The organism is Pantoea sp. UYEF8, assembly GCF_040546285.1.
GTDB lineage: Bacteria > Pseudomonadota > Gammaproteobacteria > Enterobacterales > Enterobacteriaceae > Pantoea > Pantoea brenneri.
Window position 1 is genome coordinate 274,846 of sequence record NZ_JBEPNM010000002.1, and the last position, 20,665, is coordinate 295,510.

Sequence of the window (20,665 nt, forward strand, 5' to 3'; positions counted from 1 at the left end):
GGTGGCGCAAGCCTGGTGTCCGCAGCAGATCGAGGTGATTCATGAATGCGCACAATCGCCGCTTAACCGGCGCGTTAGTTGCCGGCGCGCTGGCCCTGATGGTGTTGCCCTGGTACAGCCTGGAGCAGGGGTTCTTCTCTGGCCACTGGCTGATCAGCTTATGGCAGGATGAGAATAGCGCGCCAGCACTGTGGCAACTGATGCAGCATGGCTGGCTGACTGTCGCCGTAGCGCTGTGGCTCGCTTCTGCCGCCTGCCTCTTCCTGCCGCCGGGGCGTATCCGTAGCGGCCTGCTGCTGCTGCTCAGCGTCTGCGGCATTCTGTTCCTGGTGCTGGAAGGGCATGCCATCGGGTTTAGCGGCTGGAACTGGCGGTGGCTGGAGAACCTGGCCGGCCCGCTCGCGCTGGGCCAGCCGGCGATGGGCGCGGGCGCGTTACTGCTGCTGACGGTTTTCCTGCTGATTTTTTCCTTTGCGCTGGCCGAACGCGGCGTGCTGAAAGGCGATGCGTTTGTGGTGTCGGCGATCGTACTGCTGGTAGCGCTGGTGACCACTTTTGTGCTCTATCCGGTACTGAGCCTGTTTGTCGCCTCGGTGCAGGACATCGATGGCAGCTTTAAGCCGGATGGCCTGATCGCCAATCTGCAGGACCCGGCTATCTGGAGCGTCGCCTGTGTGACCGGCGGCACCTGCGGGACGGCGTGGCGCACGCTGGGACTGGCGCTGATGACCGCCAGCGGCTCGACGCTGCTGGGACTGGCGTTTGCGCTGGCGGCGACCCGCACCTCGCTGCCGTGCAAAAAAGCGCTGCGGATGCTGACTATCCTGCCAATCATTACGCCGCCGTTTGTTATCGGGCTGGCGCTGATTCTGCTGTTTGGTCGTTCTGGCGTGATCACCACCTCGCTGGCGACGCTGTTTGGCGTCGAGCCGGGCCGCTGGCTGTATGGCCTGACCGGCATCTGGATCGCCCAGGTGCTCTCTTTTACGCCGATTGCATTTCTGGTGCTGATTGGGGTGGTTGAAGGCGTCAGCCCGTCGCTGGAAGAGGCGTCTCAGACCCTGCGCGCCAGCCGCTGGCGTACTTTCTCGCGTATCTCCCTGCCGCTGATGGCACCCGGACTGGCTAACGCCTTTCTGATCAGCTTTATCGAAAGCATGGCGGACTTCGGCAACCCGATGGTGCTGGGCGGCAGTCACGGCGTGCTGTCGACCGAAATCTTCTTCTCGGTGGTCGGCGCGCAGAACGATCCAAGCCGTGCGGCGGTGCTGGCGATGATCCTGCTGGGCTTCACGCTGGCGGCGTTTCTGCTGCAGCGGGTCTGGCTGTCGGGCAAAAGCTTCGCCACGGTAACCGGCAAAGGCGACGGCGGTCGTCACGTGCAGCTGCCGCGTCCGGTGCGCTACAGCGTTTATGGCCTGGTGATCCCGTGGGGACTGTTTACCCTGGTGATCTACGGCATGATCATGATTGGCGGCTTTGTGCAGTCGTGGGGGCTGAATAACGCGCTGACGCTCGACCACTATATCCGCGCCTTTAGCGTCAGCCTGAATCAGGGACAGCTGGTGTGGAGCGGCGTCGCCTGGAACTCTTTCTGGACCACGCTGGAGATCGCCCTGATTGCCGCGCCGCTGACTGCGGTGGTTGGCCTGCTGACCGCCTGGCTGATTGTGCGGCAGAAATTTGCCGGACGGCAGACCTTTGAGTTCATGCTGATGCTGAGTTTCGCCATTCCGGGCACCGTGATCGGCGTGAGCTACGTGATGGCGTATAACCTGCCGCCGCTGGAGATCACCGGCACCGCGATGATCCTGATCGCCTGCTTTGTGTTCCGCAATATGCCGGTCGGAGTGCGTGGCGGTATTGCGGCGATGAGCCAGCTTGATAAGAGTCTGGATGAAGCCTCACTGACCCTCGGTGCCAACAGTTTCCGCACCTTACGTAAAGTGGTGCTGCCGCTGCTCAAACCGGCGATCAGCGCCGCGCTGGTCTACGCCTTTGTGCGCGCTATTACCTCAATCAGTGCGGTGATTTTTCTGGTCAGCGCGCAATACAACATGGCGACGTCTTACATCGTCGGGCTGGTGGAGAACGGTGAGTATGGCGTAGCGATTGCCTACTCGTCGGTACTGATCGTGGTGATGTTAGCCATTATCGGTCTGTTCCAGCTGCTGGTGGGTGAACGCCGCCTGCGCCGTGTTACTCAACCAGCGGCCGCGGCCGCTGCTGTCGCCACTCTGACTCAGGAGAGAGCCGTATGACCCCCATCAACGCGGGATCGGTCGTGTTTGAACATGTTGCTAAACGCTTTGCCGGTTTTACGGCGCTGCCGGATCTGTCGTTAACCGTCGAGCCTGGCACGCTGGTGACGCTGCTCGGTCCCTCCGGCTGCGGCAAAACCACCACGCTGCGCCTGCTGGCCGGGCTGGAGCATCCTACTGCTGGCCGCATTCTGATCGGCGGTAAAGATGTCACTCATCTGCCGGCCAATGAGCGCGACGTGGCGATGGTGTTTCAGTCATACGCGCTGTTTCCCCATATGAATGCTCTCGACAATATCCTGTATGGGCTGCTGTCGTCGGGGATGAACAAACGGGAGGCGCTGGATCGGGCGCGGGAAGGGCTGAGGCTGGTCGGGCTGGAAAGCCAGGGCGAGCGGCTGCCGTCTGAACTTTCCGGTGGACAGCAGCAGCGTATTGCGGTCGCCCGCGCGCTGGTGCTGGAACCGCAGGTGTTGCTGCTGGATGAGCCGTTGTCGAATCTGGACGAACGTTTACGGCGACGGGTGCGGACGGATATTCGCGATCTGCAACAGCGGCTGGGTTTTACCGCAGTCTATGTGACGCACGACCAGGAAGAGGCGCTGGCGGTCTCCGATAAAATTATTGTCATGAAAGAGGGGGATATTGCGCAGCAGGGCGCGCCGGAAACGCTTTACCATGCGCCCAATTCGGTGTTTATCGCCGACTTTATGGGCGAAGCCAATATTCTGCCGTGCGACGTTGAGCAGGCCGAAGGCGGTGAGGCGCTGATCCGCGTCGGTAACCAGCGCTTCCGGGTGCGTGGCGATGGAGCGAAAACCGGCAGCGGTCAGCTGGCGGTGCGGCCGCAGTTTATCACCCTGTCTGGCGACGGTCAGGGTGCCCTGCAGGGTGAGATTATTCACAGCACCTGGCTGGGTGACCATATCGAATATGAAGTGACTACCGAACTGGGATCGCTGTTCATCATCGATCCCCACATGGAACAGCGTCTGCCGCTGGCCGCCCGGGTCGGCGTTAACTTCAAGCCGCAGGGTCTGGCCCTGATTGCCCGCTAAACTGCTTAACCGCAAGGAGTCTCAATGGAACTGCACGATGAAATGATGTCGCGTCTGGCGCTGGCTGAAGCTGTCGCCCGCGCTGGCGGTGCCACGGCCTTATCTTACTTTTCCCGCCGCGACACGCTGGTGGTGGAAACCAAATATGATCTGCAGGATGTGGTGTCGATTGCCGATCGCGAAGTAGAACAGACGATCGCCGACCGCATCCGTGAAGCGTTCCCTGATGATGGCTTTCTCGGTGAGGAGAGCGGCCTGCAGCCGGGCCGGAGCGCCTACACCTGGGTGGTCGATCCGATTGATGGCACCAGTCCGTTTCTCAACGGCATGCCAAACTGGTGCGTATCGGTTGCCGTACTGCGCGGCGACGTGCCGGTCATCGGGGTAATTTTTGCGCCAACCTTTGAGGAGTGCTATGTGGCAGCGCTGGGTGAGGGCGCTACCCTTAATGGCCGACGCTTGCAGGTCGATCCGGCGCGCACTCTGCAGAATCACGTGACCGGCTTTGGTGCCAACAGCTACGTCAGTCCGCAGCAGGTTGGCGAGATTGTGGCGGCCTTGCTGGCAGCCGGCGGTAACTTTATCCGCATCGGCTCAGGCGCACTGATGCTGGCGTGGGTGGCGGCCGGCCGGGTCGTCGGTTACTACGAACCTTATATGCACGCCTGGGATTGTCTGGCCGGTTACTGTCTGGTGAAGGAGGCGGGCGGTTGGGTACATCCGTTTAACACCGACGGCGATCGCATCACCAAAGGGGCGCAGGTGCTGGCGGTGGCTCCTGGTGCCGAAGCAGATTTGCGTCGCATCGCCGGTCTGTGACCCTGTCACGACACGCAGGTCCGTACAGCCACCTCAGCGTCGTGACCTTTAGCCCTTCAGCGTTTTGGTCAGGTAGTAACGCTGCATACCGGTTTGCGGAAAGTCGGGCAGGGACATCTGCTGTTGATAACCCTGTTTCAGATAAAACGGCAGCGCCTGAAAACTGAAGGTATCCACCAGCGCCTGCTGACAGCCGTAAGCTATCGCCTGCTGTTCTGCTGCCAGCAGTAAGGCACTGCCCAGACCGGTGCCGCGCAGCGTACCGTCCACCCACAGATAATCGATACAGAGCCAGTTCCCCTTACGCGAGGCCATTACGCCACCCCGCAACTTACCGTCTGCGTCATGATCAAATACCGCCAGCGGTCCCCGGTTTTCACTGCCGATAAACTGCCGGTTGTAACTGCCGAGCCCGGCAAATAACGCCTCCCGGTCTTTGTCCTCTGGCTGCTCCGTCACGGTAAAACCCGCGCTTAATCTCATGATTTTTCTCCTGTTATGCGACGCCACAAGGTTGAATATCCGCGTAAAGGGATAATAGATCATTTATCCCTTTAAAGGTATAAATAGTTATTTATCCCCGGCAGGGTATAATGCATCGATTATCCTCTTTCGGGGATAATCGGAATGCGCTATGCTGATCGTCTGCCGACCCCGGAGGAACAGAGACCATGATATACAGTCCGCTGCAGCTGGCTAACCGGCTGAAACTTATCCGTCAGCGTAATGGCTGGACCCAGAGCGAGCTGGCCAAAAAGGTTGGCCTGAAACAGGCGACCATTTCGCATTTTGAAAATGCGCCGGACAACACCTCGCTGGCGACGCTGTTTAAGCTGTTACAGTCGCTGGAGCTGAGTCTTGAGGTGCAGGAGAAAACGGCCGCCGCACCGCCACCGATCAATGACGAGGATGACTGGTAATGCAGAAGCTGATTGCGTGGATGAACGGCGAGCGGGTCGGCGTGCTGACCCGTCAGCGCAACGGTGCGCACGAATTTCAGTACGACAAAGCGTGGCTGAGCAATCCGCTCGCCAGGCCGCTGTCACTCTCGATGCCGTTGCAGGTTCCGGCCATCACCTCCCACGCGGTAATTAACTTTTTCGATAATCTGTTGCCGGATAGCCCGTTGATTCGTGACCGGATTGTGGCGCGCTACCAGATAAAATCCCGTCAGCCGTTTGATCTGTTGCAGGAAGTGGGACGTGACAGCGTCGGTGCGACCATGCTGTTGCCGCCTGAGATGCCGCTGCCGCCGTTACAGGTGCGCTATGAGCTGCTGGACGAGGCGCGTCTGGAAAGCGTGCTGTCAGCCTATCAGTCCGACATTCCGCTCGGGATGCTGCGTGAAGAGACCGACTTTCGTATTTCGGTGGCGGGCGCGCAGGAGAAAACGGCGCTGCTGCACACTGAGCAGGGCTGGAGCATTCCTGCGGGAGCCACGCCAACATCACACATTATCAAACTGCCGATCGGGGAAATTAAGCAGCCGACGGCGACGCTGGACATGCGGGAAAGCGTTGAAAATGAGTATCTCTGTCTGGCGCTGGCCAGAGCGCTGGGAATGAAGGTGCCTGAAGCAACCCTTATCCGCGCCGGCGCGATGCGTGCGCTGGCCGTCGAGCGCTTCGACCGGCGCTGGTCACGCGACAGAAGCCGGCTTATTCGTCTGCCACAGGAGGATTTCTGTCAGGCGCTGGGGCTGCCGTCATCGACGAAATATGAGTCTGACGGCGGGCCGGGCATTGCGGAGATTATGCAGTTGCTGATGGGATCGAGTAACGCAATAGAGGATCGTTATCACTTCATGATGTTCCAGGTGTTTCAGTGGCTGATTGGGGCGACTGACGGCCACGCCAAGAACTTCTCGCTGTTTATTGAGCGCGGCGGCAGCTACCGGCTGACCCCCTTCTACGATGTGATTTCCGCCTATCCGGTACTGGGCGGCACCGGCCTGAATAAGCGGGCGCTGAAGCTGGCGATGGGGCTGCGGGCCAGTAAAGGCAAAAAAACCGAAATCGATAAGATATTCCCGCGTCATTTCTTCGCCACTGCAAAAAGCGTCAATTTTGATAGCGGTAGCCTGCAACAGATCTTCGACTTCTTTATCCGCGCTTTTCCACCAGCGGTTATCGCGGTGCGTGATGCGTTGCCCGCTGGATTTCCGCAGCACATTGCCGATGCCATTTTCAGTCATTCACTGATTATGCTGGAGCGGTTACGGCAGAAAGATTGAGGCAGGCAGCAACAGACTGGCCCGGCAACGGCCAGACTGCTGTTTTCCTGTTTAACCGGAGTCTGTTATGAATCGCGCTCGCTACGCACTGGAATCGATCCCGTCGCCACCCACTTTTCCCGGCGTGGCCAGTCACGTGATGGCGGATGAAACCCTGCATCACCGGCTGGCGGCGATTGTTCAGCGCATGAAACAGCATCAGATTGCGCAGCTGATCATCTATGCGGATAAAGAGCACGGCAGTAACTTTGAGTATCTGGCGGGCTTTATTCCGCGCTTCGAAGAGGCGCTGCTGGTGGTTAATCAGCAGGGCGAACTGGCCTACATCATGGGCAACGAAAACCTCAAGCTGGTGCCCTTTGCCCGTAATCCCGGCAGATGTCTGCACGCGGCACTCTTTTCGCTGCCTAATCAGCCGATGAGTGGTGAGACATCGCTGTCCCGGCTGCTGAGCCAGGCGGGGATCGTCGCGGGGACGCGCACCGGGCTGGTGGGCTGGAAGTTGTTCAGCCGCGCACAGCAGACCCTGTTTGATCTGCCGCAGTTTATCTGCGCGGCGGCGGCCGACGCGGCAGGTGGCGTCTCGCAGCTGGTGAATGCCACCGGGCTGTTTATCTCACCCGATGAGGGAGCTCGCTGCATTAACAGCGCCGATGAGGTGGCATTTTACGAGGCGGGAGCGAATCGTGCCTCAACCGCCATGCTGGCGGCGCTGAACAGCGTGACGGCAGGCGTAAGCGAGAAGCACATGGGCGCACGTCTTAATGCCGACGGCCAGCCAAATAGCGTGATGACCATTGCCGCCACCGGCGATCGCTTTGCTAAGGCACAGCTTTATCCCAGCGACAAAACAATTAAGGTCGGCGATAAGCTGTCATTAACCGTTGGCTATAAAGGCGGGTTAAGCAGCCGCGCTGCTTATGTAGTCAGTCAGGCGTCTGAGTTACCCTGTCACGTTTCAGACTGGCTGCCCCGGCTGGCGATCCCGTATTATCACGCGGTGGTCAGCTGGCTGGAGCAGTTACGCATCGGCATCACCGGTGGCGAACTGTATGCGTTAATCGAAGCGGCATTACCCAAAGCGCAGTATGGCTGGCACCTTAATCCGGGGCATCTGGTGGCTGACGAAGAGTGGCTAAGTTCGCCGATCTGGCCCGATTCAGCCATCCCCCTGAAGAGCGGCATGCTGTTGCAGATCGACATTATTCCTTCGGTAGCCGGCTACGGCGGATGCAGTATTGAGGACACCGTCGGTCTGGCGGATGCGGCGTTGCGTGCCCAGCTGGCGGCTGAATTCCCGGCGGTCTGGCAGCGGATGACCGAGCGCAAAGCCTGGCTGAGCGACGTCCTGCGGCTGAAACTGGCCGATGAGGTGATCCTGCTGTCGAACACCGTAGGCTACCTGCGTCCGTTTTTACTGGATCAACAGCGGGCACTGGTGCGGCAACCGCTGAGCGACGGGGTTTAAAAAAACGCGGTCGGCTGTTAGGTTAATCACTCATTAACCCCGAATAAAGGTCAGGAGCCGTGATGTCCGATATCGTGCATTTCCCGCTGTTTGTTGCTTCCGTTGTGCTGCTTTGTATTACGCCGGGTCCCGATCTGGCCTATGTGGTGGGACAAAGCGTTGCCAGGGGACGACGTGCCGGTATCCTGTCAGCCGCCGGGGTTGCGCTGGGCAGCTGTACCCATGCCGTTGCCAGTGCGCTCGGGCTGACTGCGCTGATTGCCGCCTCGCCGCTGCTGTTCACGCTGATTAAGTATCTCGGGGCGGCATACCTGATCTACCTTGGAGCCAGAATGATCGGGTCAACCTTTATCGCATCCGCAGCAGCGGAGACCGCGCCGCCGCCGCGCGCACTGACCGGCACCCGCTTACTGCTGCTGCGCGGTTTCATCACCTCAATCACCAATCCCAAAGTGCTGCTGTTTTTTATCGCCTTCTTCCCGCAGTTTGTGGTGATCGGCAGTCAGTATCACGCCAGCGCCTTCCTGCTGCTGGGGATGACCTATGCGCTGATCGGCCTGATGACCGACGTGATGTTTGCGCTGCTGGCGGGTGGGGCCGCAGGCGCGGTGGCGAACAATAAGAGGTTACAGAAAGTGCTGGATCGGCTGGTCGGCGCCACCTTTATCGGCCTGGGGATCCGTCTGGCGCTGACCCGTCGCTGAGCCAAATCTGACGCTGCCGGCCCGGTCAGCCGCAGCCTGAACCGGTCAGGGATGGCCGGTAATAATTTGTATAATTTAACTGAGAGTAAAACGCTGACGCTTCTGTCAGGATACGCGCCACAGAAGTATTTCGGTCCTCTCATTCGATGAAATGGTTTACCAAAAACGCGGTTTTGTTTGCCTGCAAAACCTCCCTGGCCGCGTTTATCGCGTTATCAGTTGCTCTGATCCTTAACTTTGAAAAACCTGCCTGGGCGCTGACCACCGTTTTTGTCACTTCCCAACTTTATGCCGCCTCAACCGTCTCGAAATCGCTGTTCCGTCTGATCGGAACCGTGCTGGGAGGGGTGTTTATCCTGCTGATCTATCCGGAAACGGTGCAGTCGCCACTGCTGTTCAGCCTGTGCGTCTCGCTGTGGGTGACGTTTTGCCTCTATCTGTCGCTGCATGACCGCACGCCCAAAAGCTACGTCTTCATGCTGGCAGGCTATAGCGCGGCGATCATGGGTTTTCCGGAGGTGAACACGCCGTCGGCGATTACCAATACGGTGATTTCGCGTATCGAGGAGATCACCCTTGGCATTTTGTGCAGCACGCTGGTACACCGGCTGGTTTTTCCGGTATCGATGCACCATCTGCTCGGGCAGAGCGTCGACCGCTGGTTTCAGAATGCGCGTAAATTGTGTAATGAGCTGGTCAACGGCATGGCGAACAACAAGTCCCTCGAGCCGGAAGATATTCTGATCCAGATGGCGGGCTATCCGCTGAATGTCGAAACGCTGCTGACGCACTGTGTTTATGAAGGGGAAGCGGCGCGCAATGTGATCCGTCTGGTCAGCGTGCAGTATCAGCATCTGACCTACCTGCTGCCGACGCTGACGGCGATTGAATCGCGGCTTGGGGTGCTGGCAGAACTGAATATACGCTTTCCGCTGTGTGTCACCTCGGTGTTCCAGCAATTTCTGCTGTGGCTCAATCATGATCGGGTTAACGATATCGAAGGATTGCGTAACGCCATCGCTGCGGGTCAGGCGACGCTGGAAGCGGACTGGCAGGCGGGAAAGCTGGCTACTGAAGAGAGCCTGCTGCTGATTGGCTTACTGGAGCGGCTGGCTAACTTTGTCCGTATCGCCGATGCGTATCAGAACGTCAGCGCCCGAGCCGGCGATCTCTACAGTCATGGCGACGGGGCGGCGATCAGGAACATCCGCGAGCATCGCCACATTGATAACGGACTGCTGAGCCTGTCGGTGCTGACGGCCTTTCTGGCGACCTTTCTTTCCAGTCTGTTCTGGATTGGCAGCGGCTGGGCCGATGGGGCCAATGCACCGCTGATGGCGGCGATTATCAGTTCGTTTTTTGCCGGGGTGGATTCGCCGGTTACGCCGATGAAGCTGTTCGTTAAAGGGGTGATGATTGCGCTGGTGGTCAGCCTGTTTTATATCGCGTTTCTGATCCCGCAGGCCAATACCCTGCAGGCGTTAATGATCTGCCTGCTGCCGGGGCTGATGCTGCTGAGCCTGGTGATTGCCAATCCGACCACCAATCTGATAGGTCTGAGTGTGGCGATCCAGATTCCAGGCTTTATCGGGCTGAGTCACCACTATGTGCCCGATCTGATCGTCACCCTGAACGCCGCAATCTCGTCGCTGGTGGGGATCATGTTTGCGGTGGTGCTGACGGCGCTGATCCGCAATAAGCGTCCCTCGTGGATTGCCCGCAGGGCGGTGCTGCGGGGGCTGCGCGACCTGCTGAGCTTTATTAAAAAGGTCGAACGCAATTCCGCCACGCTGTTATCACGCCAGCAGTTTATTGCGCGCATGCTGGACCGGGTGAACATTATTCTGCCGCGTAAACGGCTCGATCCGGTGCCGGATATCGTGGTCGGTGGCTATCTGATCAGTGAAACCTGGCTCGGCGCTAACTGCTATGACTTTTATGCCCGCTATCGGGAGGTGCTGGAGGCGCACCGCATCGACAGCGGCCAGATGTTCCACGAACTGGGTCTCTATCTGAAGCGTAAAATGAAGTCGCTTCAGCTGCTGCCGCATCAGGATCTGCTGGAGGAGCTGGATCAGCTGCTGCTCCGGCTGGAGAAGATTGCGCTGCAGGAGAGTGCGGCGGTAGCTCCGCTGGTTCACCTGTTTAACATTCGCGTCTCGCTGTTCCCGCAACAGCGCTGGCCGGGCTGAGTGTGCTATAAAGGTTGCCGCGCTATTTCAGGGGGAGAAAAACCGATGTCAGCACAGCAAAAAACGCCGCCAGAGACGCCCGATTCCGCCGCGCTGGGCGAGGAAGTGAGAAGGGTGATCAGCCAGTTTGTCCGGCGGGTTCGTCAGGAGACCGGCACGCTGCGTCATTCGCAACACGAAACCCTGGAGCTGCTGGAGCGTCAGGGGCCGCTGTCGGTAGCCGAACTGGCCAGCCTGCGCGGCGTAAAACATCAGAGTATGCGGCTGGTGGTGGCTGAACTGGAAACTCAGCGGCAGGTCTATCGCAGCAAAGATCCTGATGATGGCCGCGCGCAGCGGGTTGCGCTAACTCCACAGGCGGAAGCGCTGCTGCAGTCGGCGCGGGCAGAGCGCTCCGCCTGGGTTGCCAAAGCGATTGATCATCAGCTTAACCCGGCCGATCGCGCTGACCTGATTAAAGGCTTACAGGCGTTAAGCAAACTCCTCAATCCGTAAGGTCTGTTTCAGGCCTGTTTTAACTGCGCTACCACAGCGGCCAGATTGTTCATTCCCCAATGCGCCGCATACTGCCCATCAATAATTTCCACAATATCAATCACCGCTATTTCTATCCTGCTGTGGGTTGCCGGCACGCTGAGCAGCGTGCCGCTGTGAAGGCCGCTAATGCGTTTGCGGCTGGTAACCTTATTGCCTTCCGCCAGCTGATCGTCAATCACTACCTGCAGAGATGAAATAGCCGGGCGCAGCATCAGCGCAAAGGTCTGCCATAGGCTCTCTTTATCATTCGGCGCGCCGGGTGGCGCGGAGTGATTAATAAAGCCGGGCGAAACCAGCTGATCAAAGGCGACACGATCGCCTGCGACGATCACCTGCTGATTAAAACGACGGACGATCTGCTTGTTGGCGGCTGACATAGATCTCTCCTGCTGAGTTAAACCTGAGTTATATACAGTTTAACTGTATATATCAGGCACCGCTATCGGTTGTTCAGATTTTGCGATAAGGCAGGAATATCGCCGAGTTCCGCTCCTTTAACCTTCAGGGTAAGTTCGACATTGCGGTGTAAAATAATACTGACCGCCGCCAGCAGCGCCGGCAGGGCAAGAATGTAGAAAATAGCCGACTGTGCCGGGAACACGCCCATCAGCACGCCACCTAAAGACGAACTCAGAATGGCGCCCATCCGGCCGATGCCATGCATCCAGCTGACGCCGGTTGCGCGGATCTCGGTCGGATAGTAGGCCGGTGAATAGACCTGAAGCCCGTTCTGCGCACCGTTGATGCACATGCCGGTGATAAAAATAATCACACCCAACCACACGCCGCTCAGCCCAAGCAAACCCTGGGTGATCAAACAGGCACAGCCGATTAAATAGACCACGCCAATCACCCATCTGGCGTGCAGCTTATCCATTAAGCCGCCAACGATGATGCCGCCGACCGGTCCGCCCAGCTGGAACAGTCCAGCGACAATCGCCGCCTGCTCAAGAGAAATGCCGCCTGAACGCATAATGGTAGGCAGCCAGCCGTTCAGCAGATAAATAACGAACAGCCCCATGAAATAGGTCAGCCAGAGGATTACGGTACCGCGGGCGAAGCCGTGGCGAAACAGCTCTGCAATGGTGCTGTTGCGCTTTACGCAAGGCGAACTCAGGATAAACGCCGTATCCGGGCTAAAATCACCGCCCATTTTATTCAGCAGCGAGGCGATGATTGCGCGTGGCGCTTTACGCACCACCAGGTTAAGCACCGATTCCGGTAACAGCCAGGCAATCACCGGCAGCAGCAGCAGGGGAAGCGCGCCACCAAACACCAGGACCGCAGGCCAGTTAAAGCGTGCCAGCAGCCCGGCGGCAATGAATCCACCCAGTCCCGAGCCGATATTAAATCCGCTGAACATCAGGGTAATCATGATGCCTTTGCGGCGCTCGGGCATGTATTCAGACAGCAGCGTCACGCAGTTTGGCATTACCGCGCCCAGCCCCAGACCGGCGATAAAGCGTAATAATGCCATTTGTGTCGGCGAAGCGGCGAAAGCACAGGCGAGGCTGAAGGCTGAGAAGATCAGTACTGACACCAGAATGACCCGCTTGCGGCCAATCCGATCGGACATCGGACCGGCGATCAGCGCGCCGAGCGCCACGCCCGCCATGGCCGCGCCGAGGATCGGGCCCATCGCTGAGCGGCTGATGCCCCAGTGTTCGATCAGCGCCGGCGCGATAAAGCCCATTACGGCTGCATCGTAACCATCAAACATAATGATGATCAGACACAGCACCAGTACGCGCCATTGGAAAGAAGAGACCGGGCGTGCATCAATCCACTGTTTTACATTAATCAGGTTATTCGCTGTCATCGGGTACGCTCTCTGCTTTGCTACCAGCGGCAGCCGTCGTTGTGGTGAGAGAAAGGTAACAATCCGATAACACGGTAAGCGGGGCACCTGACGGTGTCTGTCAAAAAAGGCTTTTAGCGATATGAGTTAGCTTTATAGTGTGATGCGTCTGGCATTGTCATTGCGGGACCAAACGGCTGTGGTAAGGCAGGCCGGGCCTGCACGGGTAACGGGTGACATCCTTATCGCTATGAGTTTCATTTAGGCTGTCCGGGTCAGCGTCTCATCAATGCAGCGCAGCAGCGCCTGAGTAGCAGGCGAATGCAGCGCCCCCAGACGAAAGGTCAGTCCTATCTCACGGCGGGTATCGGGCAGGTTCAGCGCCAGCGGCGTCAGGATTCCGGCCTGCAACTCATATTCAAGCTGATGCGAAGAGACCACCGCCACCATATCCGAATTCAGCAGCAGTCCGCGCACTATCGCCAGATCGCCACTTTCTACCACCGGCTGAGGCGCAGTCAGCGCTGCGGCCTGAAACGCGCGGTCCAGCAGATGACGGGCAGGAGAGTTCTCACGCGGCAGGATCCATTGCACCTGCTGCAGATCTTCCGGTTTGACGGCACGCCCGCTCAGTGGGTGCTGCGGACGCGTCAGCAGAATCAGTTCTTCATCGAACAGCAGCTGGTTCTGGATATCGGACGCGCTGTGATGCTGACGCAGCGCACCGAGAATAAAATCAATATCTCCGGCGCGCAGTTCTTTAATCAGCGCATCAAAGGCGCTCTCGTTGGTCACCACTTTTATTCCGGGATAGCGCGCCACCAGACGGGTGATCGCCAGCGGTAACAGGCTACTGCGGCACAGCGGGAGCGCACCGACATGCACCGTCCCGGTCAGAATGCCGCGCTGTGCGGCGAGGTCTTCCGGGATATGCCGTATCTCATTGAGGGCACGGCTGATAAACGGGGCGATCTCCTGTCCCGCTGACGTTGGCATCATGCCTTTTGGCGTGCGCTGAAACAGCGGCAGCCCGGCCCCTTTTTCCAGCACCTTCAACGCCGCGCTCACCGCTGGCTGACTGATACCCAGCAACGTCGCCACGCTTTGAGTGTGATGAAGCCGGTCCAGCGCTAAAAAAATTTGCAGCCGTCGCAGGTTAAATAACCAGATCGGTTCCGCCTCTTCACGGCCGTTATCCCGCCGCCGCATTTTGCTGAGGATCGGCGGGATCGCGTGCAGTTCGGTAATGGCTCGCCGGGCGCGCGGCAGGGCACATTTGCCCATCTCGGTCAGCAGCATCCCGCTGGCATGCCGTTCAAACAGCGGCGTCTGTAAACTGTGTTCCAGATCACGCAGCGAACGGGTGATCGCCGACTGGGTACGAAATAAATTTATCGACGCTTCGGAAATCGTGCCGCAGTCCGCAATCATACAAAAAGCGCGTATTTGCATGATTTTAATGTCAAATTCCTGTCTGCCGTTTTCCATTTTTCTTACGCCAGCGATGAGCCCTGAATCACAACATAAATAAAAGTCATAACGCATGCAATGAAAGACATTATCCAGCCGCAGTGCTGCATGCCAGGATGAAAAAAACGGCAAAGGCAGGATGAGATAATGGAAAAGATGAGTAAAAAGAGTGCGTTAGTTGTCAGCGCCCATTCAGCTGATTTTGTCTGGCGTGCGGGGGGTGCCATTGCGCTGCATGCATCGCGGGGTTATGAGGTGCATGTGGTATGCCTCTCTTATGGCGAGCGGGGCGAATCGGCGAAGCTGTGGCGCAGCGGCAACATGACCGAGGCGAAGGTAAAGCAGAGTCGTCAGGAAGAGGCCGAGGCGGCTGCCCGCATTCTCGGGGCAACTATTAGCTTTATGGATCTGGGTGATTATCCGCTGCGCGCTGATAAAGAGACGCTATTCCGGCTGGCGGACATATTCCGTCAGGTGCAGCCGCACTTCGTCCTGACGCATTCGGTTAACGATCCCTATAACTACGATCATCCGCTGGCTGCGCATCTGACGCAGGAAGCGCGGATCATTGCGCAGGCCGAAGGTTATCGTCCTGGTGAAACCATTATCGGCGCGCCGCCGGTCTATAGCTTTGAGCCGCATCAGCCTGAGCAGTGCAACTGGAAACCTGACGTGCTGCTTGATATCAGCGCGGTCTGGGACAAGAAATATGCGGCCATCCAGTGCATGGCGGGTCAGGAACACCTGTGGGAATACTATACGCGGGTAGCTTTGCAGCGGGGCGTTCAGGCCAAACGTAACGTCGGGATCGGCTCATCGAAAGTGATCAGCCACGCTGAAGGTTATCAGAGCCTGTTGCCACGGGTGACGGAGGATCTGTCATGAGTCTGGTGAATAAAAAAGGTATCGTTGTGCGCAACATTGCGCGTGCTGATGCCGCGCTGGTGGCCGGTTTTGCCCGTTACGGCGTGGCGACTACCCATGAAGCTCAGGGACGCAGTGGTCTGCTCGACGCTGGTATTCGTCCCATCCAGCAAAACTGCGCGGTAGCCGGCAGCGCGGTGACCGTGCTGGTTTCGCCCGGCGATAACTGGATGTTTCATGTGGCGGTTGAGCAGTGCCAGCCCGGTGACATCCTGCTGGTGGCCCCGACTTCAGCCTGTCACGATGGTTATTTTGGCGATTTGCTGGCGACCTCTTTACAGGCGCACGGCGTGGTGGCGCTGGTGGGGGATATCGGGATTCGTGACAGCCAGACGCTGAGAGATATGCAGTTTCCGGTCTGGTCACGGGCGGTTTACGCGCAGGGCACGGTGAAAGAGACGCTGGGTTCAGTTAACGTGCCGGTCATCTGTGCCGGGCAGCTGATCCATCCGGGAGACATCGTGGTCGCGGATGATGATGGCGTGGTGATTGTGCCGCGTCTGCAGGCCGAATCGGTCGCGGTCGCTGCACAGAAACGTGAAGCACTGGAACAGAGCAAACGTCAGCGGCTGGCTGCCGGTGAGTATGGCCTCGATATTTATCAGATGCGTTCGCAGCTGGCTGAAAAGGGGCTGCGCTACGTTGACTCACTTGATCAACTGCAGCAGAGCGGTGTATGAAACAGACCCTGATCCCCTGCATGCTGATGCGCGGCGGAACGTCAAAAGCCGCCTGCTTTCTGGCCACGGATCTGCCTGCGGACAGCGCCACGCGCGATCGCGTCCTGCTGGCGGCGATGGGTTCGCCTGATGCCCGACAGATTGACGGTATCGGTGGTGCCGATTCACTGACCAGTAAAGTGGCGATTATCTCTCCTTCATCGCGTCCGGATGCCGACGTAGACTACCTGTTCGCTCAGGTTAGCGTGGAACAAGCCGTGGTTGATTACGGACAGAACTGCGGAAATATTCTTGCCGCGGTCGGGCCGTTTGCGATTGAAAAAGGGCTGGTAACGGTAACCGGTGCGCTGACAACAGTGCGCATTTATATGGTCAATACCGGCCAGCTTGCTGAAGCGGCCATCGCTACGCCGGAGGGCTGCGTTGAGTATCAGGGCGATACCCGCATTGACGGCGTGCCGGGTTACGCCGCGCAACAAATCCTGAATTTCCAGGACATCGCCGGATCAAGCTGCGGCGCACTGCTGCCGACCGGTAATGCGCGCGACAGCATTGACGGCATTGAGGTGACCTGCATCGATAATGGTATGCCGGTTGTGGTAATCCGTGCCGCCGATTTGCAGCGCAGCGGACGCGAAACGCCGGATCAGCTGAATAAAGATGAGGCGCTGAAAGCACGGCTGGAGTCGATTCGCTTACAGGCGGGACGGTTGATGCATCTGGGCGATGTAGCGCAGCGCAGCGTGCCGAAAATGACGCTGATCTCCGCACCGGTCGACAACGGTTCGATCACCACCCGGACCTTTATTCCTCACCGCTGTCACGCCGCGATTGGCGTGTTAGGCGCGGTCAGTGTCGCCACGGCCTGTCTGGTTGCCGGTTCGGTGGCGGAAGGGCTGGCAAAAATCAGCGCGGCTGCTGAACAACGTCTGATTGTCGAACATCCCAGCGGCGAGTTTAGCGTGATGCTGACGCGTGATGCGGCGGGACATGTGATTAACAGTGGATTGATCCGCACTGCGCGCCTGCTGTTTGACGGGCGCGTGGCCATTCCGGGTTCAGTCTGGTCACGGCAGGAGGGATAAGACAGTTATGCAGATAGCCATTATCGGATTTGGCGAGGCGGGACAAATTTATGCTCACGATCTGGCGAGTGTGGCGCAGGTTCGGGTCTGGGATAAAAAATTCTGCGGGCAGCAGGCTTCTGGCCTGCGGGATGTGGCTCAGCAGTCTGGCGTGCAGCCGGCGGATTCCGTTGCTGAAGCACTGGATGGCGCAGACTGGGTGATATCGCTGGTTACCGCATCAAACGCACTCTGCGTTGCGCGCGAGGTTGCTCCGCTGCTGGCGAACGGCCAGCAACTGCTGGACTTTAATTCGGTTTCACCCGAGACAAAACGTGCCGCCTCGCAAGCAATCGCTGGCGGCGCGGGGACGTATCTGGATGTGGCGGTCATGGCACCGGTGCCGCCCAAACGGCTGGGCACACCGCTGTTAATCGGCGGACCGGCAGCAGACAACGTCGCGGCCCGGTTGAATCATCTGGGCATTAACGCCACGGCGGCCAGCGATCGTATTGGCGATGTCTCAGCCATTAAAATGTGTCGCAGCGTAATGATTAAAGGACTGGAAGCGCTGACCACTGAATGCCTCAGCGCGGCGCAGCAATACGGGGTGGAAGAGGCGGTACTCGCCTCGCTGCACGCCAGTTTTCCTGCGCTGGGTTGGAACCACCACTTGCCGCATTATCTGATCAGTCGGGTGGCCGAGCATGGCGTCCGGCGGGCAGAGGAGATGGCTGAAGTGGTCAAAACCTTGCATGATGTGGCTGTGGCGGGCGTCATGAGCCAGGCGACTCAGCAGGTACAGGCCGATTTACCGGCCCGGATGGCGGCGCTGGGGATTGCTTACCGCGATCTCAGTCCCTTTATCTGGCAGGAGGCCCTGCAACGATTGAGATAACGTTTTCCGGCTCACCGGCTGAGATTTGCTGGCCGCAACCGGCTGGTAACGTCATCACAGAAACAAGGAAACTCATCGCTTAGCGGCTAAAACTCCCTGATTTTCAGCCAGAAAGATCGGTAACGTCTGACCCTTAAATAAAAAATTAGTACGCCTACACCAATAAGGAGGTCTTCATGACCACAGCGCATTCTGAGCCCTGTCATGATATTGCACATCTTGCACATGTTGAGATTTATACCGACAAATTCGAGGAGAGTCTTGCCTTTTTCGTCGACGTTTATGGTCTTACGGTCTCGGCCAGGGACCATGATCACGCGTGGTTACGTGCCTGGGACGATTATGAATTTCACACCTTAAAACTGACGCGTCATACCACCACCGGAGTCGGACATATCGCTTACCGGGCCAGTTCGCAGGCGGCATTGATGCGGCGCGTCGCGGCCATTGAGGCAAGTGGATATGAAGTGATTGGCTGGAGAGAGGACGATCAGGGTCACGGCCGCGCATTCCGTTTTGCCGATCCCTTTGGACATGTGTTTGAGATTTACTACGATACCGTTCGCTATCAGGCTGAAGCCAATGAGCGGCCTTCGTTAAAAAATATGGCTCAACGCTATCACGGACGTGGCGCGTCTCCCCGTCGTCTCGATCACCTTAATCTGCTGGCGGAGGATGTCAGAGAGTTCAAACGCTTCATGGAACTCTGCCTCGGTTCACGGGTCACCGAGATGATCGCGCTGGATAATGGCCGGATTGGCGGCTGCTGGTTCACCATCAATAACAAAACCTACGATCTGGCCTGCACTGAAGAGCAGGGAGGCGGCAGGGGCCGTTTGCATCACATCACCTATGCCACCGACACCCGGGAAGATATCCTGCGCGCCGCCGATATTTTTCTGGAAAACGGGGTACACATCGAAACCGGCCCGCATAAACACGCGATTCAGGGCACTTTTTTCCTCTATGTCTGGGAGCCGGCCGGCAATCGAGTGGAGCTGGCTAACTCAGGCGCGCGGCTGATTCTGGCACCAGACTGGCAGCCAATTATCTGGACCGAAGCGGAGCGCAAAAAAGGCCAGGCGTGGGGCCTGAAGACGATTGAAACCTTCCACACGCACGGTACGCCACCCGTCGCGAAGTGAACATCGGCAGTCAGATGACGAAATCGTCAAACCGGTCATCTGGCTGTTGTTAAAGCAGAAAAAAGTCGGATCGATAACGGCTATTAGTTACATCATACATTGGTTGTTCCGTTAATTACTCATCAAACATTGTGCCTGTTTGTTTTTGCGAATCAGCATGAGAGGTCGATATAAAGGGGGCTTCGGGGTAACCGATTAATCAAAGCGGCTGGCATTACCGCGCTGCACGCTGGCCCGATACACGATCGGCATCATCCACAGGATCGGCATCAATACCGGTGATAAAAACGCTAAAAGAGCAGGGCGTGCGCAGGGCAAACTGGCCGGGGATGGCTGCGCCGTCAGGCTGATAATGGCGGCTGCAGCTGGTAAATCCAGGCGGTTAACTGCTGATTGTTGCCGGTGTTAACCGTCACTTCAACCCGATCGTAGCCATCTTCAAATTCATCCAGCATCGGCCAGTGCTCGTCGAGCCGATCGGAGATAAACAGATAACCCGGCACCGGTGACGCCTGGTCATCCAGAATGATGCCGGGGAAATCAGCCGCCGCACCCCAGCCACGCGGGTAGAAAATGCCGGTCACCGAACCGGGCAGCCATTCACCGCCAATCTGTTCCAGGATATGGGCATTCTCACGGCCAGGGCAAAGCGTGCCATAAACAAATAAGCGTTTCATTTTTCCTCATCAGGATCACAGCCGAAGCCGGCAACTTTAACCTGCCTGAAAGCCATTGTCATGTCAGCCGGGCGGATTTCGGCTTTTATCATCGGACGGTAATTCAGCCAGCGATAAAATGACGCGCTGTGATAAATTCTGCGGCCCAGTAGTCACGCGGCAGGTGCAGAATTCACGTAGCGTTGTCAAAATCGCGGGTTGTTTCAGCCGTTTTATCCCGATTGGCCGGTAAAGGAAGCAGACAATCCTCATCGGGCAATGCCAGTGACTTAGCGTGTTTGCAGTAGCAGTAGCAAAGGCCGGTTTAGTAGGCAATAGCTGGCAGGAAGACAGCAACGACAAAGCCCGGTACAGTGCGGTTTATCTGGCAGCGCGACAATCAGTAACGACGTCGAGCCGTTTAATAACAATGGTGCAGGAGATTGTTTGCCGCTGCTTCTGGTGTGGCCAACCGAACGTGCCGTTGCAGAAGTACGGTTGCCGCAAAGCATGTTGAGCGAGAACGATGTCGCACGGGAAAGTTGTCGCAAAGAGGATTGCAGAATGATTGCTGGAGTTCCGGCGTTCCTGACACAGAGGAAAGCGGTTTATGCCAGCGAACGCAGAAAGAGAATCCGGGGAATGATCTATAGGTTGGTCTGAGAGTAAAGAAGTTATTGAGCCAGTCAGGATCATGGGGCGAACGAGAGTAAACGGCAGAATCAAGCGATGTCCGGCCATCATAATCAGGCGGTTAT

General features: G+C 57.8%; 19 protein-coding genes. 14 read left to right on the top strand and 5 right to left on the bottom strand.

Annotated elements, in window-relative coordinates; translation table 11 throughout:
- Positions 1-41 precede the first annotated feature (41 nt).
- Genes ABIB18_RS04775 through ABIB18_RS04785 form a run of 3 tightly spaced genes read left to right on the top strand, consistent with a single transcriptional unit; the run spans position 42 to position 4,138 of the window.
- Positions 42-2,261, top strand: coding sequence for an ABC transporter permease (locus tag ABIB18_RS04775; protein ID WP_069728323.1), 2,220 nt, complete (start codon positions 42-44; stop codon positions 2,259-2,261).
- A complete protein-coding gene (locus tag ABIB18_RS04780) occupies positions 2,258-3,319 on the top strand; it encodes an ABC transporter ATP-binding protein (protein ID WP_354473735.1) in 1,062 nt (353 codons plus the stop codon). The genes ABIB18_RS04775 and ABIB18_RS04780 overlap by 4 nt, the downstream gene beginning before the upstream one ends.
- Before the next feature lie 24 nt (positions 3,320-3,343).
- Positions 3,344-4,138 (top strand): inositol monophosphatase family protein, encoded by a 795-nt coding sequence (locus ABIB18_RS04785; RefSeq protein ID WP_031376880.1) that lies wholly within the window; start codon positions 3,344-3,346, stop codon positions 4,136-4,138.
- Positions 4,139-4,186: 48 nt separating this feature from the next.
- Here ABIB18_RS04785 and ABIB18_RS04790 read toward each other — a convergent pair whose 3' ends face one another.
- Positions 4,187-4,621: a GNAT family N-acetyltransferase gene (locus tag ABIB18_RS04790; protein WP_046288313.1), complete on the bottom strand. Its 435-nt coding sequence runs from the start codon at positions 4,619-4,621 to the stop codon at positions 4,187-4,189.
- Positions 4,622-4,809: 188 nt separating this feature from the next.
- On the opposite strand from ABIB18_RS04790, the gene hipB reads away from it, so the two are divergent.
- From hipB to ABIB18_RS04820, 6 genes are all read left to right on the top strand, one after another.
- Complete coding sequence (gene hipB, locus ABIB18_RS04795) at positions 4,810-5,058, top strand: type II toxin-antitoxin system antitoxin HipB (RefSeq protein WP_031376882.1); 249 nt, start codon at positions 4,810-4,812, stop codon at positions 5,056-5,058.
- Entirely contained in the window at positions 5,058-6,371 is a 1,314-nt protein-coding gene (locus tag ABIB18_RS04800; protein WP_089561565.1) for a type II toxin-antitoxin system HipA family toxin, read from the top strand. Before hipB ends, ABIB18_RS04800 begins: the two co-directional genes overlap by 1 nt.
- Positions 6,372-6,438: 67 nt before the next feature.
- On the top strand, positions 6,439-7,839 hold the full coding sequence (locus ABIB18_RS04805; protein WP_354473736.1) for a M24 family metallopeptidase: 1,401 nt from the start codon (positions 6,439-6,441) through the stop codon (positions 7,837-7,839).
- A 62-nt stretch (positions 7,840-7,901) separates the two neighbouring features.
- Positions 7,902-8,543: a LysE family translocator gene (locus tag ABIB18_RS04810; protein ID WP_069728317.1), complete on the top strand. Its 642-nt coding sequence runs from the start codon at positions 7,902-7,904 to the stop codon at positions 8,541-8,543.
- Positions 8,544-8,689: 146 nt separating this feature from the next.
- Positions 8,690-10,735, top strand: a complete 2,046-nt coding sequence (locus tag ABIB18_RS04815; RefSeq protein WP_354473737.1) for an FUSC family protein — start codon at positions 8,690-8,692, stop codon at positions 10,733-10,735.
- A gap of 45 nt (positions 10,736-10,780) precedes the next feature.
- Positions 10,781-11,230, top strand: a complete 450-nt coding sequence (locus tag ABIB18_RS04820; protein WP_094106345.1) for a MarR family winged helix-turn-helix transcriptional regulator — start codon at positions 10,781-10,783, stop codon at positions 11,228-11,230.
- Between the two features lie 8 nt (positions 11,231-11,238).
- On the opposite strand, the gene ABIB18_RS04825 is transcribed toward ABIB18_RS04820, so the two are convergent.
- The 3 genes from ABIB18_RS04825 to ABIB18_RS04835 all read right to left on the bottom strand — a co-directional run bounded on the left by ABIB18_RS04825 (position 11,239) and on the right by ABIB18_RS04835 (position 14,558).
- The gene (locus ABIB18_RS04825) at positions 11,239-11,649 is read right to left on the bottom strand and encodes an ester cyclase (RefSeq protein WP_312054648.1); all 411 of its coding nucleotides are present in this window, start codon (positions 11,647-11,649) and stop codon (positions 11,239-11,241) included.
- A gap of 62 nt (positions 11,650-11,711) precedes the next feature.
- Positions 11,712-13,091 (bottom strand): MFS transporter, encoded by a 1,380-nt coding sequence (locus ABIB18_RS04830; RefSeq protein ID WP_354473738.1) that lies wholly within the window; start codon positions 13,089-13,091, stop codon positions 11,712-11,714.
- Positions 13,092-13,331: 240 nt separating this feature from the next.
- Positions 13,332-14,558 carry a LysR family transcriptional regulator gene (locus ABIB18_RS04835; RefSeq protein ID WP_031376888.1) on the bottom strand — a complete coding sequence of 409 codons (1,227 nt, stop codon included), beginning with the start codon at positions 14,556-14,558 and terminating at the stop codon, positions 13,332-13,334.
- 129 nt (positions 14,559-14,687) lie between these two features.
- Here ABIB18_RS04835 and ABIB18_RS04840 point away from each other — a divergent pair, with 129 nt between their 5' ends.
- From ABIB18_RS04840 to ABIB18_RS04860, 5 genes are all read left to right on the top strand, one after another.
- Positions 14,688-15,425, top strand: a complete 738-nt coding sequence (locus tag ABIB18_RS04840; RefSeq protein WP_046288314.1) for a PIG-L deacetylase family protein — start codon at positions 14,688-14,690, stop codon at positions 15,423-15,425.
- Entirely contained in the window at positions 15,422-16,144 is a 723-nt protein-coding gene (locus tag ABIB18_RS04845) for a 4-carboxy-4-hydroxy-2-oxoadipate aldolase/oxaloacetate decarboxylase (RefSeq protein WP_069728314.1), read from the top strand. The genes ABIB18_RS04840 and ABIB18_RS04845 overlap by 4 nt, the downstream gene beginning before the upstream one ends.
- Positions 16,141-17,229: a 4-oxalomesaconate tautomerase gene (locus ABIB18_RS04850; protein ID WP_159222970.1), complete on the top strand. Its 1,089-nt coding sequence runs from the start codon at positions 16,141-16,143 to the stop codon at positions 17,227-17,229. The genes ABIB18_RS04845 and ABIB18_RS04850 overlap by 4 nt, the downstream gene beginning before the upstream one ends.
- A 7-nt stretch (positions 17,230-17,236) precedes the next feature.
- Positions 17,237-18,106: an NAD(P)-dependent oxidoreductase gene (locus ABIB18_RS04855; RefSeq protein WP_046288315.1), complete on the top strand. Its 870-nt coding sequence runs from the start codon at positions 17,237-17,239 to the stop codon at positions 18,104-18,106.
- 176 nt (positions 18,107-18,282) lie between these two features.
- A complete protein-coding gene (locus tag ABIB18_RS04860) occupies positions 18,283-19,251 on the top strand; it encodes a VOC family protein (RefSeq protein WP_354473740.1) in 969 nt (322 codons plus the stop codon).
- A 341-nt stretch (positions 19,252-19,592) separates the two neighbouring features.
- Here ABIB18_RS04860 and ABIB18_RS04865 read toward each other — a convergent pair whose 3' ends face one another.
- Entirely contained in the window at positions 19,593-19,928 is a 336-nt protein-coding gene (locus ABIB18_RS04865; RefSeq protein WP_031376892.1) for a gamma-glutamylcyclotransferase family protein, read from the bottom strand.
- Positions 19,929-20,665 lie beyond the last annotated feature (737 nt).